General features: G+C 76.1%; 12 protein-coding genes. 1 reads left to right on the top strand and 11 read right to left on the bottom strand.

The window, feature by feature from the left end; translation table 11 throughout:
• Positions 1-15: 15 nt before the first annotated feature.
• On the bottom strand, positions 16-1,263 hold the full coding sequence (locus K353_RS21330) for an MFS transporter (protein WP_111555144.1): 1,248 nt from the start codon (positions 1,261-1,263) through the stop codon (positions 16-18).
• Between the two features lie 93 nt (positions 1,264-1,356).
• Positions 1,357-2,076: a FadR/GntR family transcriptional regulator gene (locus K353_RS21325; protein ID WP_111555143.1), complete on the bottom strand. Its 720-nt coding sequence runs from the start codon at positions 2,074-2,076 to the stop codon at positions 1,357-1,359.
• A gap of 341 nt (positions 2,077-2,417) precedes the next feature.
• On the opposite strand from K353_RS21325, the gene K353_RS21320 reads away from it, so the two are divergent.
• Positions 2,418-4,205: an LCP family protein gene (locus K353_RS21320; protein WP_199528187.1), complete on the top strand. Its 1,788-nt coding sequence runs from the start codon at positions 2,418-2,420 to the stop codon at positions 4,203-4,205.
• 88 nt (positions 4,206-4,293) lie between these two features.
• On the opposite strand, the gene K353_RS21315 is transcribed toward K353_RS21320, so the two are convergent.
• The 9 genes from K353_RS21315 to K353_RS21275 all read right to left on the bottom strand — a co-directional run bounded on the left by K353_RS21315 (position 4,294) and on the right by K353_RS21275 (position 14,493).
• Entirely contained in the window at positions 4,294-5,109 is an 816-nt protein-coding gene (locus tag K353_RS21315; RefSeq protein ID WP_111555142.1) for an HAD family hydrolase, read from the bottom strand.
• 27 nt (positions 5,110-5,136) lie between these two features.
• The gene (gene serS, locus K353_RS21310; RefSeq protein ID WP_111555141.1) at positions 5,137-6,414 is read right to left on the bottom strand and encodes a serine--tRNA ligase; all 1,278 of its coding nucleotides are present in this window, start codon (positions 6,412-6,414) and stop codon (positions 5,137-5,139) included.
• A gap of 697 nt (positions 6,415-7,111) precedes the next feature.
• Positions 7,112-8,047 (bottom strand): prephenate dehydratase, encoded by a 936-nt coding sequence (pheA, locus tag K353_RS21305; protein ID WP_100837121.1) that lies wholly within the window; start codon positions 8,045-8,047, stop codon positions 7,112-7,114.
• Positions 8,048-8,196: 149 nt separating this feature from the next.
• The gene (gene efeB / locus K353_RS21300; RefSeq protein WP_111555140.1) at positions 8,197-9,492 is read right to left on the bottom strand and encodes an iron uptake transporter deferrochelatase/peroxidase subunit; all 1,296 of its coding nucleotides are present in this window, start codon (positions 9,490-9,492) and stop codon (positions 8,197-8,199) included.
• Positions 9,489-11,516 (bottom strand): FixH family protein, encoded by a 2,028-nt coding sequence (locus tag K353_RS21295; RefSeq protein WP_111555139.1) that lies wholly within the window; start codon positions 11,514-11,516, stop codon positions 9,489-9,491. The genes efeB and K353_RS21295 overlap by 4 nt, the downstream gene beginning before the upstream one ends.
• A 6-nt stretch (positions 11,517-11,522) precedes the next feature.
• Positions 11,523-11,996 (bottom strand): copper chaperone PCu(A)C, encoded by a 474-nt coding sequence (locus K353_RS21290; RefSeq protein ID WP_111555138.1) that lies wholly within the window; start codon positions 11,994-11,996, stop codon positions 11,523-11,525.
• On the bottom strand, positions 11,993-12,673 hold the full coding sequence (locus K353_RS21285) for an SCO family protein (protein ID WP_111555137.1): 681 nt from the start codon (positions 12,671-12,673) through the stop codon (positions 11,993-11,995). The genes K353_RS21290 and K353_RS21285 overlap by 4 nt, the downstream gene beginning before the upstream one ends.
• A gap of 123 nt (positions 12,674-12,796) precedes the next feature.
• Positions 12,797-13,525, bottom strand: a complete 729-nt coding sequence (locus K353_RS21280) for a YcnI family protein (protein ID WP_111555136.1) — start codon at positions 13,523-13,525, stop codon at positions 12,797-12,799.
• A gap of 140 nt (positions 13,526-13,665) precedes the next feature.
• The gene (locus K353_RS21275; protein ID WP_111555135.1) at positions 13,666-14,493 is read right to left on the bottom strand and encodes a hypothetical protein; all 828 of its coding nucleotides are present in this window, start codon (positions 14,491-14,493) and stop codon (positions 13,666-13,668) included.
• Positions 14,494-14,495: the final 2 nt, after the last annotated feature.

Here is a 14,495-nt window from a genome sequence, read left to right as displayed (position 1 = left end):
CCGCACGTCCGCCCGCTACACCGTCCGGTTCCGGCCCGCGCCCCAGCCCGCCACCGCCGCGACCGCGGCCAGCACCAGCATCACCAGCAGCGTCGCGTCCCAGCCGCCGGTCAGCTGGTGCAGCGCACCCGCACCGACCGGGCCGACCGCCGCCACCAGGTAGCCCACCGCCTGGCTCATCCCGCCCAGCCGGGCCGCGCCCGGCACGCTGTCGGTGCGCAGCACGATGAACGCCAGGCCCAGGCCCAGCGAACCGCCCTGCGCCAGGCCCAGCACCGTCGCCGAGAACCAGGCCCCGGACACCGGCGCCAGCAGCAGCCACAGCACGCCCGCGCCGTTCAGCCCGGCCATCACCAGCGCCAGCCCGCGCTGCCGGGTCATCCGGCCCGCCAGCAGCGGCACCAGGAACGCGCCGGCGACCTGCACCAGGTTGCTGAACGCGAACACCAGGCCCGCCTCGCCGCGCGGCATCCCGTGGTCGGCCAGGATGGTCGGCATCCACGCCACCAGGGTGTACACCAGCAGCGAGGAGATGCCCATGAACACGCTGATCTGCCAGGCCAGCCCGGACCGCCACGGGCTGGTGCCGGAGCCGGGGACGGGCGTCACCGGGGCGACCCGCAGGGGCGCCGTCCGCTCCTGACGGGCCTTCAGCACCTGCGGCAGCCAGGCCACCGCGGCGACCAGCGCCAGCACCGACCAGGCCCCCAGCGACGCCTGCCAGCCGCCGCCCAGCGCGTGCTCCAGCGGCACCGACAGCCCGGCGGCCAGGGTCGCGCCGACCAGCATGGTGGTCGAGTAGACGCCGGTCATCGCCGCGGCCCTCTGCGGGAACTCCCGCTTCACCAGGCCCGGCATCGACACGTTCAGCACCGCGATCGCCACGCCGATCACCACGCAGCCCGCGTACAGCGCCGCCACCGAGGGCAGCACCCGCAGCAGCACGCCCGCGCCCAGCGCCAGCACCGCGCCCAGCACCACCCGCTCGGTGCCGAACCGCCGGGTCAGCCGGGGCGTGAGCGGCGCGCCCACGCCCTGGAACAGCACCGGCACGGTGGTGATCAGGCCGCTCGCGGTGGCGGACAGGCCGAAGGCGCGCTGGATCTCCGCGACCATCGGCGACACCGCGGCCAGGCAGGCCCGCATGTTCAGGGCCACCAGCACGATCCCGGCCAGCAGCAGGGCGGGGTGGGCGTACGGGGCGGCGGTTCGGCCGCCGGCCTCCTGGTCGAGGACGGGCGGCACGGCACGGGTGACCGACATGGCGGGGCTGACTCTCTGTGCGGGGGAACGGGACGGTGCGGGGGGAACGGGACGGTGAAGGGGTGGAGCCGGGTCGACCGGGCCGGCCGGGCGTTACTTCCGGGCGGCGATCTCGGCGAGCAGCTGCTCCACCGCCGCCGTCGGCTCCGCCAGCAGTGCCCGGCAGGCCGCCTCGGCCCGCTCCGGGTCCCGGCTCTCGATCGCGTCGACCAGCGCCGCGTGGGTGGCGATCGCCACCTCCGGCATCCCGTGGTCGCCGAACGCGGTGCGCATCGACTCCCGCACCGAGGCCCCGAAGTACCGGTAGACCTCGGTCAGCGCCGGGTTGTGCGCCGCCTCCACCACGGCGGTGTGGAACTCCAGGTCGTGCTCGACGGTGGCCTCCCGGCCGGCCCGCTCGGGGTGCGCCGCCATCACGGCGGCCTCCCGCTCCAGCGCCGCCCGCATCCGGGCCAGGTCCTCCGCGGTGTGCCGCTCGGCGGCCAGCCGCGCCGCCTCGGTCTCCAGCGCGGCCCGCACCTCCAGCACGTCCCGCACCCCCGACCGCTGCACCCCGCGCAGCACCGACGCCGGGTCGCTCGTCGACCGGACGAACGTCCCCTCGCCCTGCCGCGACACCAGCATCCCCGCGTGCACCAGCACCCGGATCGCCTCCCGCACGGTGTTGCGCCCCACCTGGAGCCGCTCCGCCAGCTCGTGCTCGGTCGGAATCCGCGCCCCCACCGGCCACACCCCGGACGCCAGTTGCTCCCGCAGCTGCTCGATCGCGGCGTCCACCAACGACCGCCGCCCCGCCGCCTGCAACCCCTCCACGCCCGGGCTCCTCTCCGTACGCACCGACCGACCGACGCCAGTCATCCTACAACCCCTTGCCCGGTCATCCTACAACTGGCCGCCCCCGCGCCCCCCGGCCCCGCGCACCCGCCACCGGGGCGGGTGGGTCGTGCGCGGCGTTGTGCGTCTCACACCCCGGGGCGGGAACCGGCGGTCCGCGTACCGGCGTTCCATTGCTCGGAGTGGTGCCCCGGGCAGTGACCCGGAAATGATCCCTTTGTATGCTCCGCTCTCCGGCTTCATCCGTCCGCCGCGCCGATCCGGGCGGACGGCGCGGTGGCAGAGGCGCCCGACGGCAGCCTCCGGTGAAGGGTGCAGGTATGACAGGCCACAGGGCGGGGTCGTCGGGCGAGGACCCCGGCTGGTGGGAGAACCTCCCGCCGCAGGGGGACACCTACCGGCAGGACGCCCCCCGGCGCGACGACGCGCCCGCGCCGACCGTTCCGCGCCGCCGTTCCCCCGACCACGACAGCCCCGCCCCCGCCCGGGGCCGCGCCGAGGCCCGCCGGGCCGCCCAGGGCCGCACCGGGGCCGCCGGCGGCGCCAGTGGCACCGGTGGCGGTGGCGGCGGTGGACGGGCGGAGGCCCGCCGGGCCGCGCAGGGCGGCGGTGGCGGCCGGGCCGCCGCGCAGGGCCGCCGCAAGCCGCCCCGCCGGACCAAGCGGATCGTCGTCTGGAGCCTGGTCGGCACCAGCCTCGCCGTGGTCGGCACCGGAGGCTTCCTCTACTGGCGGCTGAACGCCAACCTCTCCTCCTGGGACAGCGCCGGCGTCAGCGAGAGCCGCCCGCCGGAGGCGCAGGCCGACGCCAACGGCAACAAGCCGATGAACATCCTGCTGATCGGCTCCGACTCGCGCGACGGCGCCAACAAGGACCTCGGCGGCGGCGACGAGGGCGGCGCCCGCTCCGACACCACGATCCTGCTGCACGTCTACGCCGACCACAAGCACGCCGTCGGCGTCTCGTTCCCCCGCGACGCCCTGGTCGACATCCCCAAGTGCATGCTGGCGAACAAGAGTTGGACCAAGCCCCAGGGCGACGCCATGTTCAACAGCGCCTTCTCGGTGGGCAACTTCGAGGCCGGCAACCCGGCCTGCACCCAGAACACCGTCGAGCAGCTCACCAACCTCCGGGTCGACCACACCATCGTGGTCAACTTCGAGGGCTTCGCCGCGATGACCAAGGCGGTCGGCGGCGTCGAGGTCTGCCTGCCCAACGACATCTACGAGCGCGACATCAACCCCAACCTGCCCCGCAAGGGCAACCTGGTCTACCCGAAGGGCGTCCAGAAGGTCGAGGGCCAGGCCGCGCTGGACTACGTCCGGCTGCGCCACGGCATCGGCGACGGCTCCGACGTCGGCCGGATGCAGCGCCAGCAGGCGTTCCTCTCCTCGCTGATCAAGCAGGTCAAGGCGAACGGGATGAGCCCGACCAGCCTGTTCCCGCTGGCCGACGCCGCCACCAAGTCGCTGACGGTGGACGAGGACCTGGGCAGCGTGCAGAAGCTGACCGACCTGGCGATGACGCTCAAGAACATCGACCTGCACGACATCAAGTTCCTCACCACCCCCTGGCACTACCAGGGCGAGCGGATCGGCCTCAACCACCCCGAGGTCGACCAGCTCTGGGCCGCGCTGAAGGCCGACCGCACCCTGGACGGGAAGGACGCCAGCGCGGGCACCGCCGCCCCGAGCCCCGACCCGGCCACGCCGCCCGCGACCCCGGCCCCGCCCGCGGACGGCACCGGCGTGAAGGTCGCCGTCTACAACGGCACCACCACCGGCGGCCTCGGCACCAAGGCCGCCGCGACGCTCAAGGCCGCCAACTACACCATCACCGCGACCGGCAACGCGGCCAGCCAGAACCACGCCACCACGGTGGTGCAGTACGGCTCCGCCGGGCAGAAGGCGCACGCCGAGGCGGTGTCCGCGCTGTTCCCCGGCTCGACCGTCGAGGCGGGCGGCGGCGCGGGCGTCACGCTGATCCTCGGCAAGGACTACGCGGGCACGGCCGCCGGCGCCACCGACCCGGGCCCGGTCGCCTCCCAGGTCGCCGAGAACGCCCGCTCGGCGGACGACGACGCCTGCTCCAACGTCAGCTACGGCTGACCGGTCGGCAGGTGACGGCGGGTCACGGAAGGGCGAGGGGGCCGGGCGGACGCCCGGCCCCCTCGCCGTCCCCGCGGGGCGGTGCGGCTCAGCGCAGCCCGAACACCCGCTCCAGCACCACGGCCACGCCGTCCTCGTCGTTGCCGACCGTCACCTCGTCGGCCACCGCGCGCAGCCGCTCGTGCGCGTTGCCCATCGCCACGCCGTACCCGGCCCAGTGGAACATCGGGACGTCGTTGGGCATGTCGCCGAAGGCGATCGTCTCGGCGGCGGTGACGCCCAGCCGACGGGCGGCCAGCGAGAGGCCGGTGGCCTTGGTCAGGCCGAGCGGGAGGAGTTCGACGATGCCCGCACCGGCCATCGTGATGCCGACCAGCTGGCCGGCCACCGACCAGGCGGCCTCGGCGAGCTGGTCGTCGGTCAGCTCGGGGTGCTGGATGTAGAGCTTGCTGACGGGGGTGGCGAGCAGCTGGTCGGGGGAGACCGGCCGCAGCGGCAGCTCGGCGCCGATCCGCAGCCGGTAGCCGGGCCCGGCGAGCACCTCGCCGTCCAGGCCGTCCTGGTTGGCGGCGACGGCGAGCGGGCCGACCTCGGCCTCGATCTTGGCGAGGGCGACCGCGGCCAGCCGCCGGTCCAGGGTGACGGAGGTGATCAGCCTGTGCGCGCCCGCGTCGTAGACCTGGGCGCCCTGCCCGCACACCGCTATCCCGTCGTACCCGATCTCGTCGAGCACCGGCCTGGTCCAGCCGGCCGAGCGGCCGGTGACGATGATGTGCTTCGCCCCGAGCGCGGTGACCGCGCCCAGGGCCGCGCGGGTGCGGGCGGAGACGTTCTCGGCGCTGGTGAGCAGCGTCCCGTCGAGGTCGGTGGCGACCAGCCGGTAGGGCAGGGGTGCGGTGCTCATGGCGCGGGGTGCTCCTGGGGGAGGGGGTTACTTGGTGACGGGCTCCAGCACGGCCCTGCCGCCGAGGAAGGGCCGCAGCGCCTCGGGGAGGACCACCGAGCCGTCCGCCCGCTGGTGGTTCTCCAGCAGCGCGACGATCACCCGGGGGACGGCGACCAGGGTGCCGTTGAGGGTGGCGAGCGGGCGGACGCCGTCGGCGTCGCGCATCCGGATGGAGAGCCGGCGGGCCTGGTACTCGGTGGTGTTGGAGGTGGAGGTGACCTCGCGGTACCTGCCCTGGGTCGGCACCCACGCCTCGATGTCGAACTTGCGGGCGGCGGAGGCGCCGAGGTCGCCGGAGGCGACGTCGATCACCCGGTAGGGCAGCTCCAGCGCGTTCAGGAAGTCCTTCTCCCACTGGAGCAGGCGGCGGTGCTCGGCCTCGGCGTCCTCGGGGGTGGTGAAGACGAACATCTCCACCTTCTCGAACTGGTGGACCCGGATGATGCCGCGGGTGTCCTTGCCGTAGGTGCCGGCCTCGCGGCGGAAGCAGGAGGAGAAGCCGGCGTAGCGCAGCGGGAGCCGCTCGGCGTCCAGGATCTCGTCCATGTGGTACGCGGCGAGCGGGACCTCGCTGGTGCCGACCAGGTAGCGGTCGTCGTCGGCGAGGTAGTACACGTTCTCGGCGGCCTGGCCGAGGAAGCCGGTGCCGTCCATCGCGGCGGGGCGCACCAGCGCCGGGGTGATCATCGGGGTGAAGCCGACCGCGGTGGCCCGCGCCATCGCCATGTTGACCAGGGCCAGCTCCAGCAGCGCGCCGGGGCCGGTCAGGTAGTAGGAGCGGGCGCCGGCCACCTTGGCGCCGCGCTCCGTGTCGATCGCGCCGAGCAGCCGGCCGAGCTCGACGTGGTCGCGGGGCTCGAAGCCCTCGGCGGCGAAGTCGCGCGGGGTGCCGATCTCCTCCAGCGTGACGAAGTCCTCCTCGCCGCCGACCGGGGCGGCCGGGTCGATCAGGTTGGCCAGCGAGCGCTGCAGCCGCTCGGCCTCCTCCCGGGCCTCGCCCTGCGCGGCGTCGGCGGCCTTCACCTCGGCGGCCAGCTCCCTGGTGCGGGCCAGCAGGGCGGCCTTCTCCTCGCCCTTGGCGGCGGCCACCAGCTTGCCCAGCTGCTTCTGCTCGGCGCGCAGTTCGTCGAAGCGGGTGCCGGACGCGCGGCGGCGTTCGTCGGCGGAGAGCAGGGCGTCGACCAGGTCGACGTCCTCACCACGGGAGCGCTGCGAGGTGCGCACTCGCTCGGGGTCGTCACGGAGCAGGCGAAGGTCGATCACGGGCTCCAGCCTACCGGTGGGCGGGGGGCGCTCCGGGACGCCGCCCGGCCCGGCCGGGGGCGGGTTCCGGCCGGTGCGCGGTGTGCGGTGGTCCGTGGCGTTCCGGCCGGGAATGCGGCATCCTGCCCCCGGCCGCCGGGGGAGGGGCCGGGGCGGCCCCGCCCGGCCTGGGGATAACCCGGCCCCGCCTGTGGATAACCCCGGTGGACAACTCCGCCGGGGGCGGGTTATCCACAGGTTTCGGGCCGGTCCTGTGGATAGTGGGAAACCGAAGGTCCGCAGGCGTCCGAACCGGGAATTCCAGGTTTCAAACCTCGATTCGGCTTCCCGAGTGAGGGAATTCGCTCGCTCGCCCAGGTGATTTGTCGGCGCGAGGGCGACTCTGGTCCGATAAGTCCACTCCGCGCCCCTAGCAGATGATCTGACCGGTACTGGGGGTTTCTTTGCCGTTTTGTCGACTCACCCCGGACCCTGTGGATAACTGCCCGTCAGCTGGGGACAACCGCCCCTGTGGACGCCGACCACCGTCCTGTGGATGAACCGCCCCGCCCGCCCCGGCCCGCGCGGCGCCCGGCCGCACCGCCGGTGAACGGCGCTCGGCCGGGCAGGTGACGTGCGGGCGGGCCGGAAGTGAACGGGATGGGACGGCGCACCGTCCCGTCCGGCCGGAACCGCACCCCCGCGCCGGGGGGCGCGCTCAGAGCTCCCCGCGCCCGTCCAGGCAGCGCGACAGCCAGTCCGCGGCGTTCGCGAAATCCAGGTCCGACGTACCGGCCCGCAGCGGCGCGGAGGTGCCCTGGTCGGCCCGCGGGTAGGAGCCGAGGAAGCGCACCTGCGGGCAGATCCGCTTCAGGCCCATCAGCGCCTCGCTGACCCGCCGCTCGCTGAGGTGCCCCTCGCAGTCGATCAGGAAGCAGTAGTTGCCCATGCCCTCGCCGGTCGGCCGGGACTCGATCCGCATCAGGTTGATCCCGCGCACCGCGAACTCCTGGAGCAGCTCCAGCAGCGCGCCCGGGTGGTCCTCCGGCAGCCACACCACCATCGAGGTCTTGTCCCAGCCGGTCGCCGAGGACACCCGCCCGGGACGGCCCGCCAGCACGAACCGGGTGGTCGGCGCCGCCGCGTCGTGGATCTCGTCGGACAGCACCTCCAGCCCGTACAGCTCGGCGGCGAACGCCCCCGCCACCGCCGCGTCGTAGCGGCCGTCCTGGACCAGCCGGGCCGCCTCCGCGTTGGACGCCGCCGACTCCCACTGCGCGTCCGGCAGGTGCGCGGCCAGCCAGTGCCGCACCTGCGGCTGGGCCACCGGGTGGCCGCTGACCGTCTTCACGTCCGACAGCGCCGTGCCCGGCCGCACCAGCACCGCGAACGAGATCGGCAGCAGCACCTCGCGGTAGATCATCAGCGGGCTGCCGTTGATCAGCTCGTCGCTGGTGGTGGTGACCGCGCCGTCCACCGAGTTCTCGATCGCCACCATCGCGCCCGCGGCCTCGCCCGCCCGCACCGCGTCCAGCGCCGCCGACACCGACGCCATCGGCGTCAGCTCCCGCGTCCCGGCCTCCGGCAGGGTGCGCAGGGCGGCCTCGGTGAACGTGCCCGCGGGCCCGAGGTAGGTGTAACGGGTCGCCGACATGACCGCCTCCGAACGAGCAGCGAGTGTTGCGCGGCCCGAAGGCCGATCCGCCCTCACCCTAGCCACTTCCGCCGCCCCGCCCGGCCCCGTTCCGCACTCCGGGCAGCCGGCCCGGCTGCCCCGGGCGGCGGCCCGCACCCCCGGCGGGCTCAGCCCTCCAGCAGCGGCTGCCCCACGTACCCGCCCTCGGGCGCGCCCGGTGGCACCGCGAACAGCGCGGACGCCTCGTGCCGCAGGTAGCGGGAGAGGCCGTCGCCGCGCGCCAGCCGCTGCTGCACCGGCACGAAGCCGCGCGCCGGGTCGGCCTGGTACGCGGCGAACAGCAGCCCGGCGTCGGGGGAGCCGTCCGGCAGCAGGCCGTCGTGGAAGGAGAAGCCGCGGCGCAGCATCGCCGCCCCGCCGTTGGAGGCCGCCGCGGCGACCCGGACGTGCGCGTCGGGGGCGATCGCCAGGGTGCCGTCCGGGTGGGTGGCGGCCAGGTCGACGGGGGTGCGCTCGACGGCGTCCGGCCCGCCGGAGAGCGGGGCGCCGTCGCTCTTGCGGCGGCCGACGATCCGCTCCTGGCGCTCCTGCGGCAGGGTGTCCCAGCCCTCCAGCAGCATCCTGATCCGGCGCAGCACGGCGTAGCTGCCGCCGGCCATCCAGTCCGGGCCGGTGGCGAACACGGTGGCGGCGAAGCCCTCGTCCTGCGGGCGCGGGTTGTTGGTGCCGTCGACCTGGCCCATCAGGTTGCGGCCGGTCATCGGGTGCGGGGTCGCGCCGGGCGTCCGGGCGAAGCCGGACATCAGCCAGCGCGGCGCGGCCAGCCCGGTGGCCAGCCGCACTAGCACCCGCAGCGCGTGCACCGCGACCAGGGCGTCGTCGGCGCCGACCTGCACCCACAGGTCGCCGTCGGAGCGGGCCGGGTCCAGCGCGTCGCCGGGGAAGGCGGGCAGCGCGGCCAGCGCCTCGGGGCGGCGGTCGGCCAGCCCGGCCTTGTCGAACAGGGTGGCGCCGAAACCGAAGGTGACCGTCAGCGAACCGGGCCCGGCGTCCAGCGCGATCTGGTTCTCGCCCTCCGCGGCGGGCTCGCCCGCGGCCATCCGGGCCGCCGCCGCCGACCAGCCGCGCAGCAGCGCGGCCAGCCCGTCCCGGCGGGTGCTGGACAGCAGGTCGAACGCCGCCCACTCGACCCGGGCCTGGGCCGGTTCGACGATCCCGCCCTGCCGCGCCCCGTGGAACGGCACCCGGGCCCCGCCCAGCGCGGCCCCGGCGCCCGCCGCCGGGGCCTGCGCCGAGGCCCGGCCGCCCCACGCCCCGCCGGCCGCGCCCACCGCGAGCCCGGCCCCGGCCCCGCCGAGCACCGCCCGCCGGGACGGCCCCCGCGCCGCCCCCGGCGCGGCGGCCCGCTCCGGCGCGGCGGCGGGCGGCCGCTCGGCGGTGCCCGGCCGCTCGGCGGTGCTCACGGGCCGACCTTGAGCTGCTGGGTGGCCGTCACCTGGTCGATGTCGGAGGAGCGGACGGTCACCGACACCACCCACACCCCGCCCAGCGGGAGCTGCGCGGTGCCGCTCCAGCTGCCGGCGCCCTGCGGCTGGAGGGTGACGGGGAGCGGGCCGAGGTCGCGGTCGGGGAGGGTGAACGCCAGCTCCAGCTCCGGGACTTCGGCCGGCTGCCCGGCGGAGTCGGTGAGCTTGAGGGTGACCGCGTTCGGGCCGGTGCCGACCGGGTCGACGGTGACGGTCGCGGTGCCCTTGGCGTTGGGCGTGCGGCCGCCGGTGTCGTACGGGAGCCTGAGCTCCTCGGTCCGCCCGGGCGCCGCCGGGGCCCCGGCGGAGGGGGCGGTCGCGGGCGCGTCGGCGGCGGCCCGGGCGACGCGTCCGGGCGGGGAGTTGGTGAGCAGGGTGGTGACCACCAGGACCAGCACGGCCACCGAGGTCTCCACCACCACGCTGCGCCGCAGCCCGGCCCGGGCCGGGGAGCCCCCGCCGGCCCGCTCGCCCCGGGCGCGCACCCGCAGCGCCCGCTGCCGGGCGAGCTGGGCGGCCCGCTCCGGGTCGCCGCCGCCGACCGCGGCCCTCACCGGCTCGGCGTCCACCGGCTCGGCGTCCACCGCGTCGGTGTCGGCGGGCCCGCCGACGGCCGCGACGGACGGCGTCTCGTCGGCGGTGCGCAGCCGGGCCGTCCAGGCGCGGGAGATCCAGGCCACGCCGAGCATCGCGGCCACGCAGCCGACCTTGACCAGCAGCAGCCGCCCGTACGAGGTGTCGACCAGCGCGCTCCACGAGCCGAGGCCGCGCCAGGACTGGTAGACGCCGGTGGCCACGAGCACCGCGACCAGCCGGAACGCCAGCCTGGAGAAGCGCTCGACGGCGGCGGCGGGCAGGCCGTGGCGCAGGCCGACGGCCAGCACGGCCAGGCCGCCGAGCCAGCCGGCCATCGCCAGCAGGTGCAGGGCGGCCAGCGGCAGCGCGAGGGCGACCTGGATGCCGACCGAGGAGTGGTCGGCGCCGACCCAGGTCGCGGAGAGCGCCAGGGCGAGGGCGAGCCCGGCCAGGCCGAGGCCGAGCCGGGTGTCGCGCTGCGGGCGCTCGGCGGCGGCCCGCTCCAGCCGGCGCAGCTCCGCCTCCTCCTCGTCCTCGGGCTCCGGGGCGGCGGCGGGCTTCGGCTGCTGCACCCCCAACTGGCCGACCAGCAGCGACAGGAAGACGCCCGCGGCGGCGAGCAGCAGCAGGCGGGCGGCGAGCGCGGTGCCGATCCGCTCGTCCAGGGTGGCGCGCACCAGCGACAGGTCGAAGGACTGCCCGAGGCCGGTGCCGCGCTCGTACGGGCCGCGCAGCATCAGCACGGCGACGGTGGACAGCAGCAGCCCGATCCAGCCGGTCATCAGCAGCCGCTGCACGCCGCGCACGGCCGCGCCGCCGGGCCAGACCGCGATCACGAACGCGGCGGCGCCGGCCAGCAGCGCGAACCCGAGGTAGGCGACGGTGCGGGCGGTGCCGTAGGCGAAGGCGACCGCGCCGTCGGCCTTGGCGCCCTGCACGGCGGCGGCGTTGACCGAGGTGTCGGAGGGGGCGCCGATGGAGAAGGTGAAGGCGCCGCCCACCGGGTGGGAGTCCTCCGAGACGGCCCGCCAGGCCACCGTGTAGGTGCCGTCGGCCAGGCCGGGGCGCAGCCCGACCCGGGCGGTCGACTCCTTGCCGTCGACGTGCGCGGGCTTCCCGTCGTCGACCGCCTTGCCCTGCGGGTCGAGCACCCGCACCGAGTCCGCGGCCAGCGAGACGCCCTCGCTGAAGGTCAGCGTCACCGCGGCGGGCGCGGTGGCCACCACCGAGCCCCGCTGCGGGTCGGTGCCCTCCAGGCTGGCGTGCGCGGACGCGGCCGTCGCCCCGCCGAGCACCAGCCCGAGCGCCGCCACCAGCACCGCCAGCAGCGCGCCCAGCCGCCGCCTCGCCCCTGTCACCACGTGCGTGCCCCTTCTCGTCGCCATCGCCGATCAGCTACCCGGACGGTACGTCAGCGGTTTCACCGGGACCTTGACCACGACCCGGCCCGCCTTGGCGAACTCCAGGTCCAGCTCCAGCTCGTCGCCCAGCGCGGGCCGCCTGGCCCAGTCCATGATCATCAGGTGGGCGCCGCCGCGGGCCAGGTCGAGGGTGCCGCCGGCCGGCACGTCCATCGCCGCGACCGGCTCCATCGAGGTCTCGGTCGAGCGGTGGATGGTCACCGACCCGGCGGCCGGGCTGCTCACCCCCACCAGGGTGTCCGCGCCGCCGCTGTTGCGGACCGTCAGGTAGCCCGCGCCCATCCCGTCGGGCGTGGCGGGCAGCGGTATGTACGGGTCCGCGACGGTCAGCCGCGGCGCGCCGTCCGACCCGCCGGACTGGTGCGCCACCGCGACCGCGCCCACCGCCAGGGCGGCGGCCAGCCCCGCCCCGACCAGCGCGCCGCGCCGGAACGCCCGGCTCACACCGCCACCCCGTTCGCCATCAGCTCCAGGTCGTGCCGGTAGACGTCGATCGAGGTGCCCGCCATGTACAGCAGGTGCGCCCTGTCGTCGCCGGGCAGGAACGCCAGCACCTGCGCGCCGTGGGTGGAGGTCACCGCGCCCTTGGCGTCCACCACCGGGTCCTCGACCAGGATGCCCAGCGGCTTGGCCGCGGCCTTCACCTTCGCCAGGTCGCCGGTCATCCCGACGAAGTCCTTGCCCATCGAGTCCAGCCAGGTCCGCAGCACCTGCGGGGTGTCCCGCTCCGGGTCGGTGGAGACGAACACCACCGCCAGCTTCGCCCGCTGCTCCGGGGTCAGCTTCGACATCGCCACGCCGATGTCGCCCATCGTGGTCGGGCAGACGTCCGGGCAGCTGGTGTACCCGAAGAACAGCAGCACCGTCCTGCCCGCGGTCCGCGCCCGCAGGTCGTACGGCTGCCCGGAGGTGTCGTCCAGCACCAGGTCCGGCTTCTCGAAGTTCTTGCTCAGCACCGTGCCCTGGTACGGGCTGGTCGACGCCTTCCGGCTGACCTTGGCCGCCCCGGTGTCCTGCGCGCCTCCCCCGGACGAGGAGCAGGCGGACAGCGCGAGCGAGGCGCCCAGGACGAGGGCGGCGGCGGTCAGGAGCCGGGGGCGGGTGCGGCGGAGGGAGACCAAGGGACTTTCCTGTTCGTACGGGGAGCGGGGTGGTGCGCGGGAGCGGGCGCGCGGCGGCGCCGGGTGCGCCGGGGGGCCGGGACGGGGCCGCCGGACGTGCGGCGGCCCCGCCCCGGCGGGGCGTCAGGACTGCGCGGAACGGCGGCGCAGCCCGGCCACGCCGAGCGCCGCGCCGACCACGCCGACCACGATGCCGACCACGCCCAGCGTGCGGGCGGCCGAGTCGGAGGACTTCCCGCCGGACGCGGCCTCCTGCTTGGCGGTGGAGTCCGCCGAGTGCTGGTCGGCCGCCGCGGCGGTGGCGCCCGCGGCCTTGGTCAGCTTCAGCGCCGGGGCGGGCTTGGACGGTTCGGGCTGCCCGTCCTTGGCCTCCTCGATCCAGCGGACCACGTCGCCGTTGTCGTAGGTCTGGAGCGCCTTGAAGACCAGCGTGTCGGCGTCGGTCGGCAGCGCGCCGAGCGAGACCGCGAAGTCCTGGTACTGCCCGGGCGCGATCTTGGTGCCCTCGCCGGCGGTCCAGGTGATCTTCGAGACGGCCTCGGTGATCTGCTGGCCGTGCGAGTCCAGCGGCTTGTCGAGCTTCGACTTCTCCAGGACGGCGGTCCAGCCCGGGACCGGCTGGGTGCGCACCGAGGCCATCGGGTGGTCCAGCGGCAGGTTGACCTCGACCTTCACGGTGGAGGCGGTGTCGCTCTCGTTCGGCACCCGGAACGCCACGGCGCTGTAGCCGCCCTGCTGGACACTGCCCGGCTGGACGGTGACGTGGGCGAAGGCGGGCACGGCGGACGCCAGCAGGGCGCCGGCCGCCACCACGAGCGCGCCGAGGGAACGACGGGCGGGAAGCGAACGCATCAGGGGACTCCTGGAGGAGAGGGGCCGCGCGGCGGTGCGCGTCGGCACGGTGGGGAGGTGCGGGAGACTCGGCCGGCCCGCTCAGGGCGCGGGCACGGCGGCAGCGGCGCGCGCCCGAGCCCCGGTTCCCCCGGGCCCGGTCAGCGCGCGAACGCCACCGCGGGCGGTCCCCGGCGCGGCAGGCTGTGCCGCAGCACCGCCGCCACCGGCAGCGGCCAGTCCTCCGGACGCCCGGCCCGGCGCGGCGCGGCCGGGCGCTCGGCGCCCAGCAGCAGCGCCGACAGCAGCGCCACCGCGCGGCGCACCGGCGCCGCCCACTCCCGGGCGGTCAGCGCGGCCGTCCGCACCAGCCGCCACAGCGCGGCCTCGCCGCGCCGCAGCCACCAGCCCGCGACCAGCGCCGCCGCCAGGTGCCCCAGCAGCATGCCGGGGGTCAGCCCCAGCCAGCCGGACGCGTGCGGCGCGGCGGCGGCGACCACCGCCTGCGGGTCCAGGCCCGCGGCGCTCACCACCTGCTCCGGCGTGGTGTCCAGCGGGACGACGGTCAGCCCGTTGCCGGGCGTGTCGTCGCAGAGCAGCCGGCCCGCGGCGACCACCAGCGGGTCCGTGGAGCTGTTTCCGGCCATCTGCGCGTGCGCCATCGCCTGACCGCCGCCCAGCCCGCTCCCGAAGGAGTGGAACAGCAGGTGCAGGCCCAGCTGCCCGGCGCCCAGCCCGGCCGCGATCGCCCCCAGCGGACGTTCCCGCCCGCCGGCCAGCGCCGCCGCCGCGCACACCGCGGCGAACCCCAGCACCAGCGTGTCGGGTGCCACCGCGCCGCCCGCCCGGACGTGCCCGAAGGCCGCCACCAGCGTGCACACCAGCGCGAACGGCACCGCCCGCAGCAGCCGCAGGTCCCAGGCGGCCGTCGGCACCCGTCCAGCGGGCGCGGCGGCGGCCCGGCGGGCGGCGGCGGTGGGGTCGGTCATGG

The sequence above is a fragment of the Kitasatospora sp. SolWspMP-SS2h genome (assembly GCF_003259315.1).
GTDB lineage: Bacteria > Actinomycetota > Actinomycetes > Streptomycetales > Streptomycetaceae > Kitasatospora > Kitasatospora fiedleri.
This window is presented reverse-complemented; position numbering and strand designations above follow the sequence as displayed.

What these genes read in the sequence shown, in the direction of transcription:
- K353_RS21280 (WP_111555136.1), bottom strand. Translation starts at nt 13,525, where the DNA reads ATGCGTTCGCTTCCCGCCCGTCGTTCCCTCGGCGCGCTCGTGGTGGCG.
- K353_RS21320 (WP_199528187.1), top strand. Translation starts at nt 2,418, where the DNA reads ATGACAGGCCACAGGGCGGGGTCGTCGGGCGAGGACCCCGGCTGGTGG.
- K353_RS21275 (WP_111555135.1), bottom strand. Translation starts at nt 14,493, where the DNA reads ATGACCGACCCCACCGCCGCCGCCCGCCGGGCCGCCGCCGCGCCCGCT.
- K353_RS21315 (WP_111555142.1), bottom strand. Translation starts at nt 5,109, where the DNA reads ATGAGCACCGCACCCCTGCCCTACCGGCTGGTCGCCACCGACCTCGAC.
- K353_RS21295 (WP_111555139.1), bottom strand. Translation starts at nt 11,516, where the DNA reads ATGGCGACGAGAAGGGGCACGCACGTGGTGACAGGGGCGAGGCGGCGG.
- K353_RS21330 (WP_111555144.1), bottom strand. Translation starts at nt 1,263, where the DNA reads ATGTCGGTCACCCGTGCCGTGCCGCCCGTCCTCGACCAGGAGGCCGGC.
- pheA (WP_100837121.1), bottom strand. Translation starts at nt 8,047, where the DNA reads ATGTCGGCGACCCGTTACACCTACCTCGGGCCCGCGGGCACGTTCACC.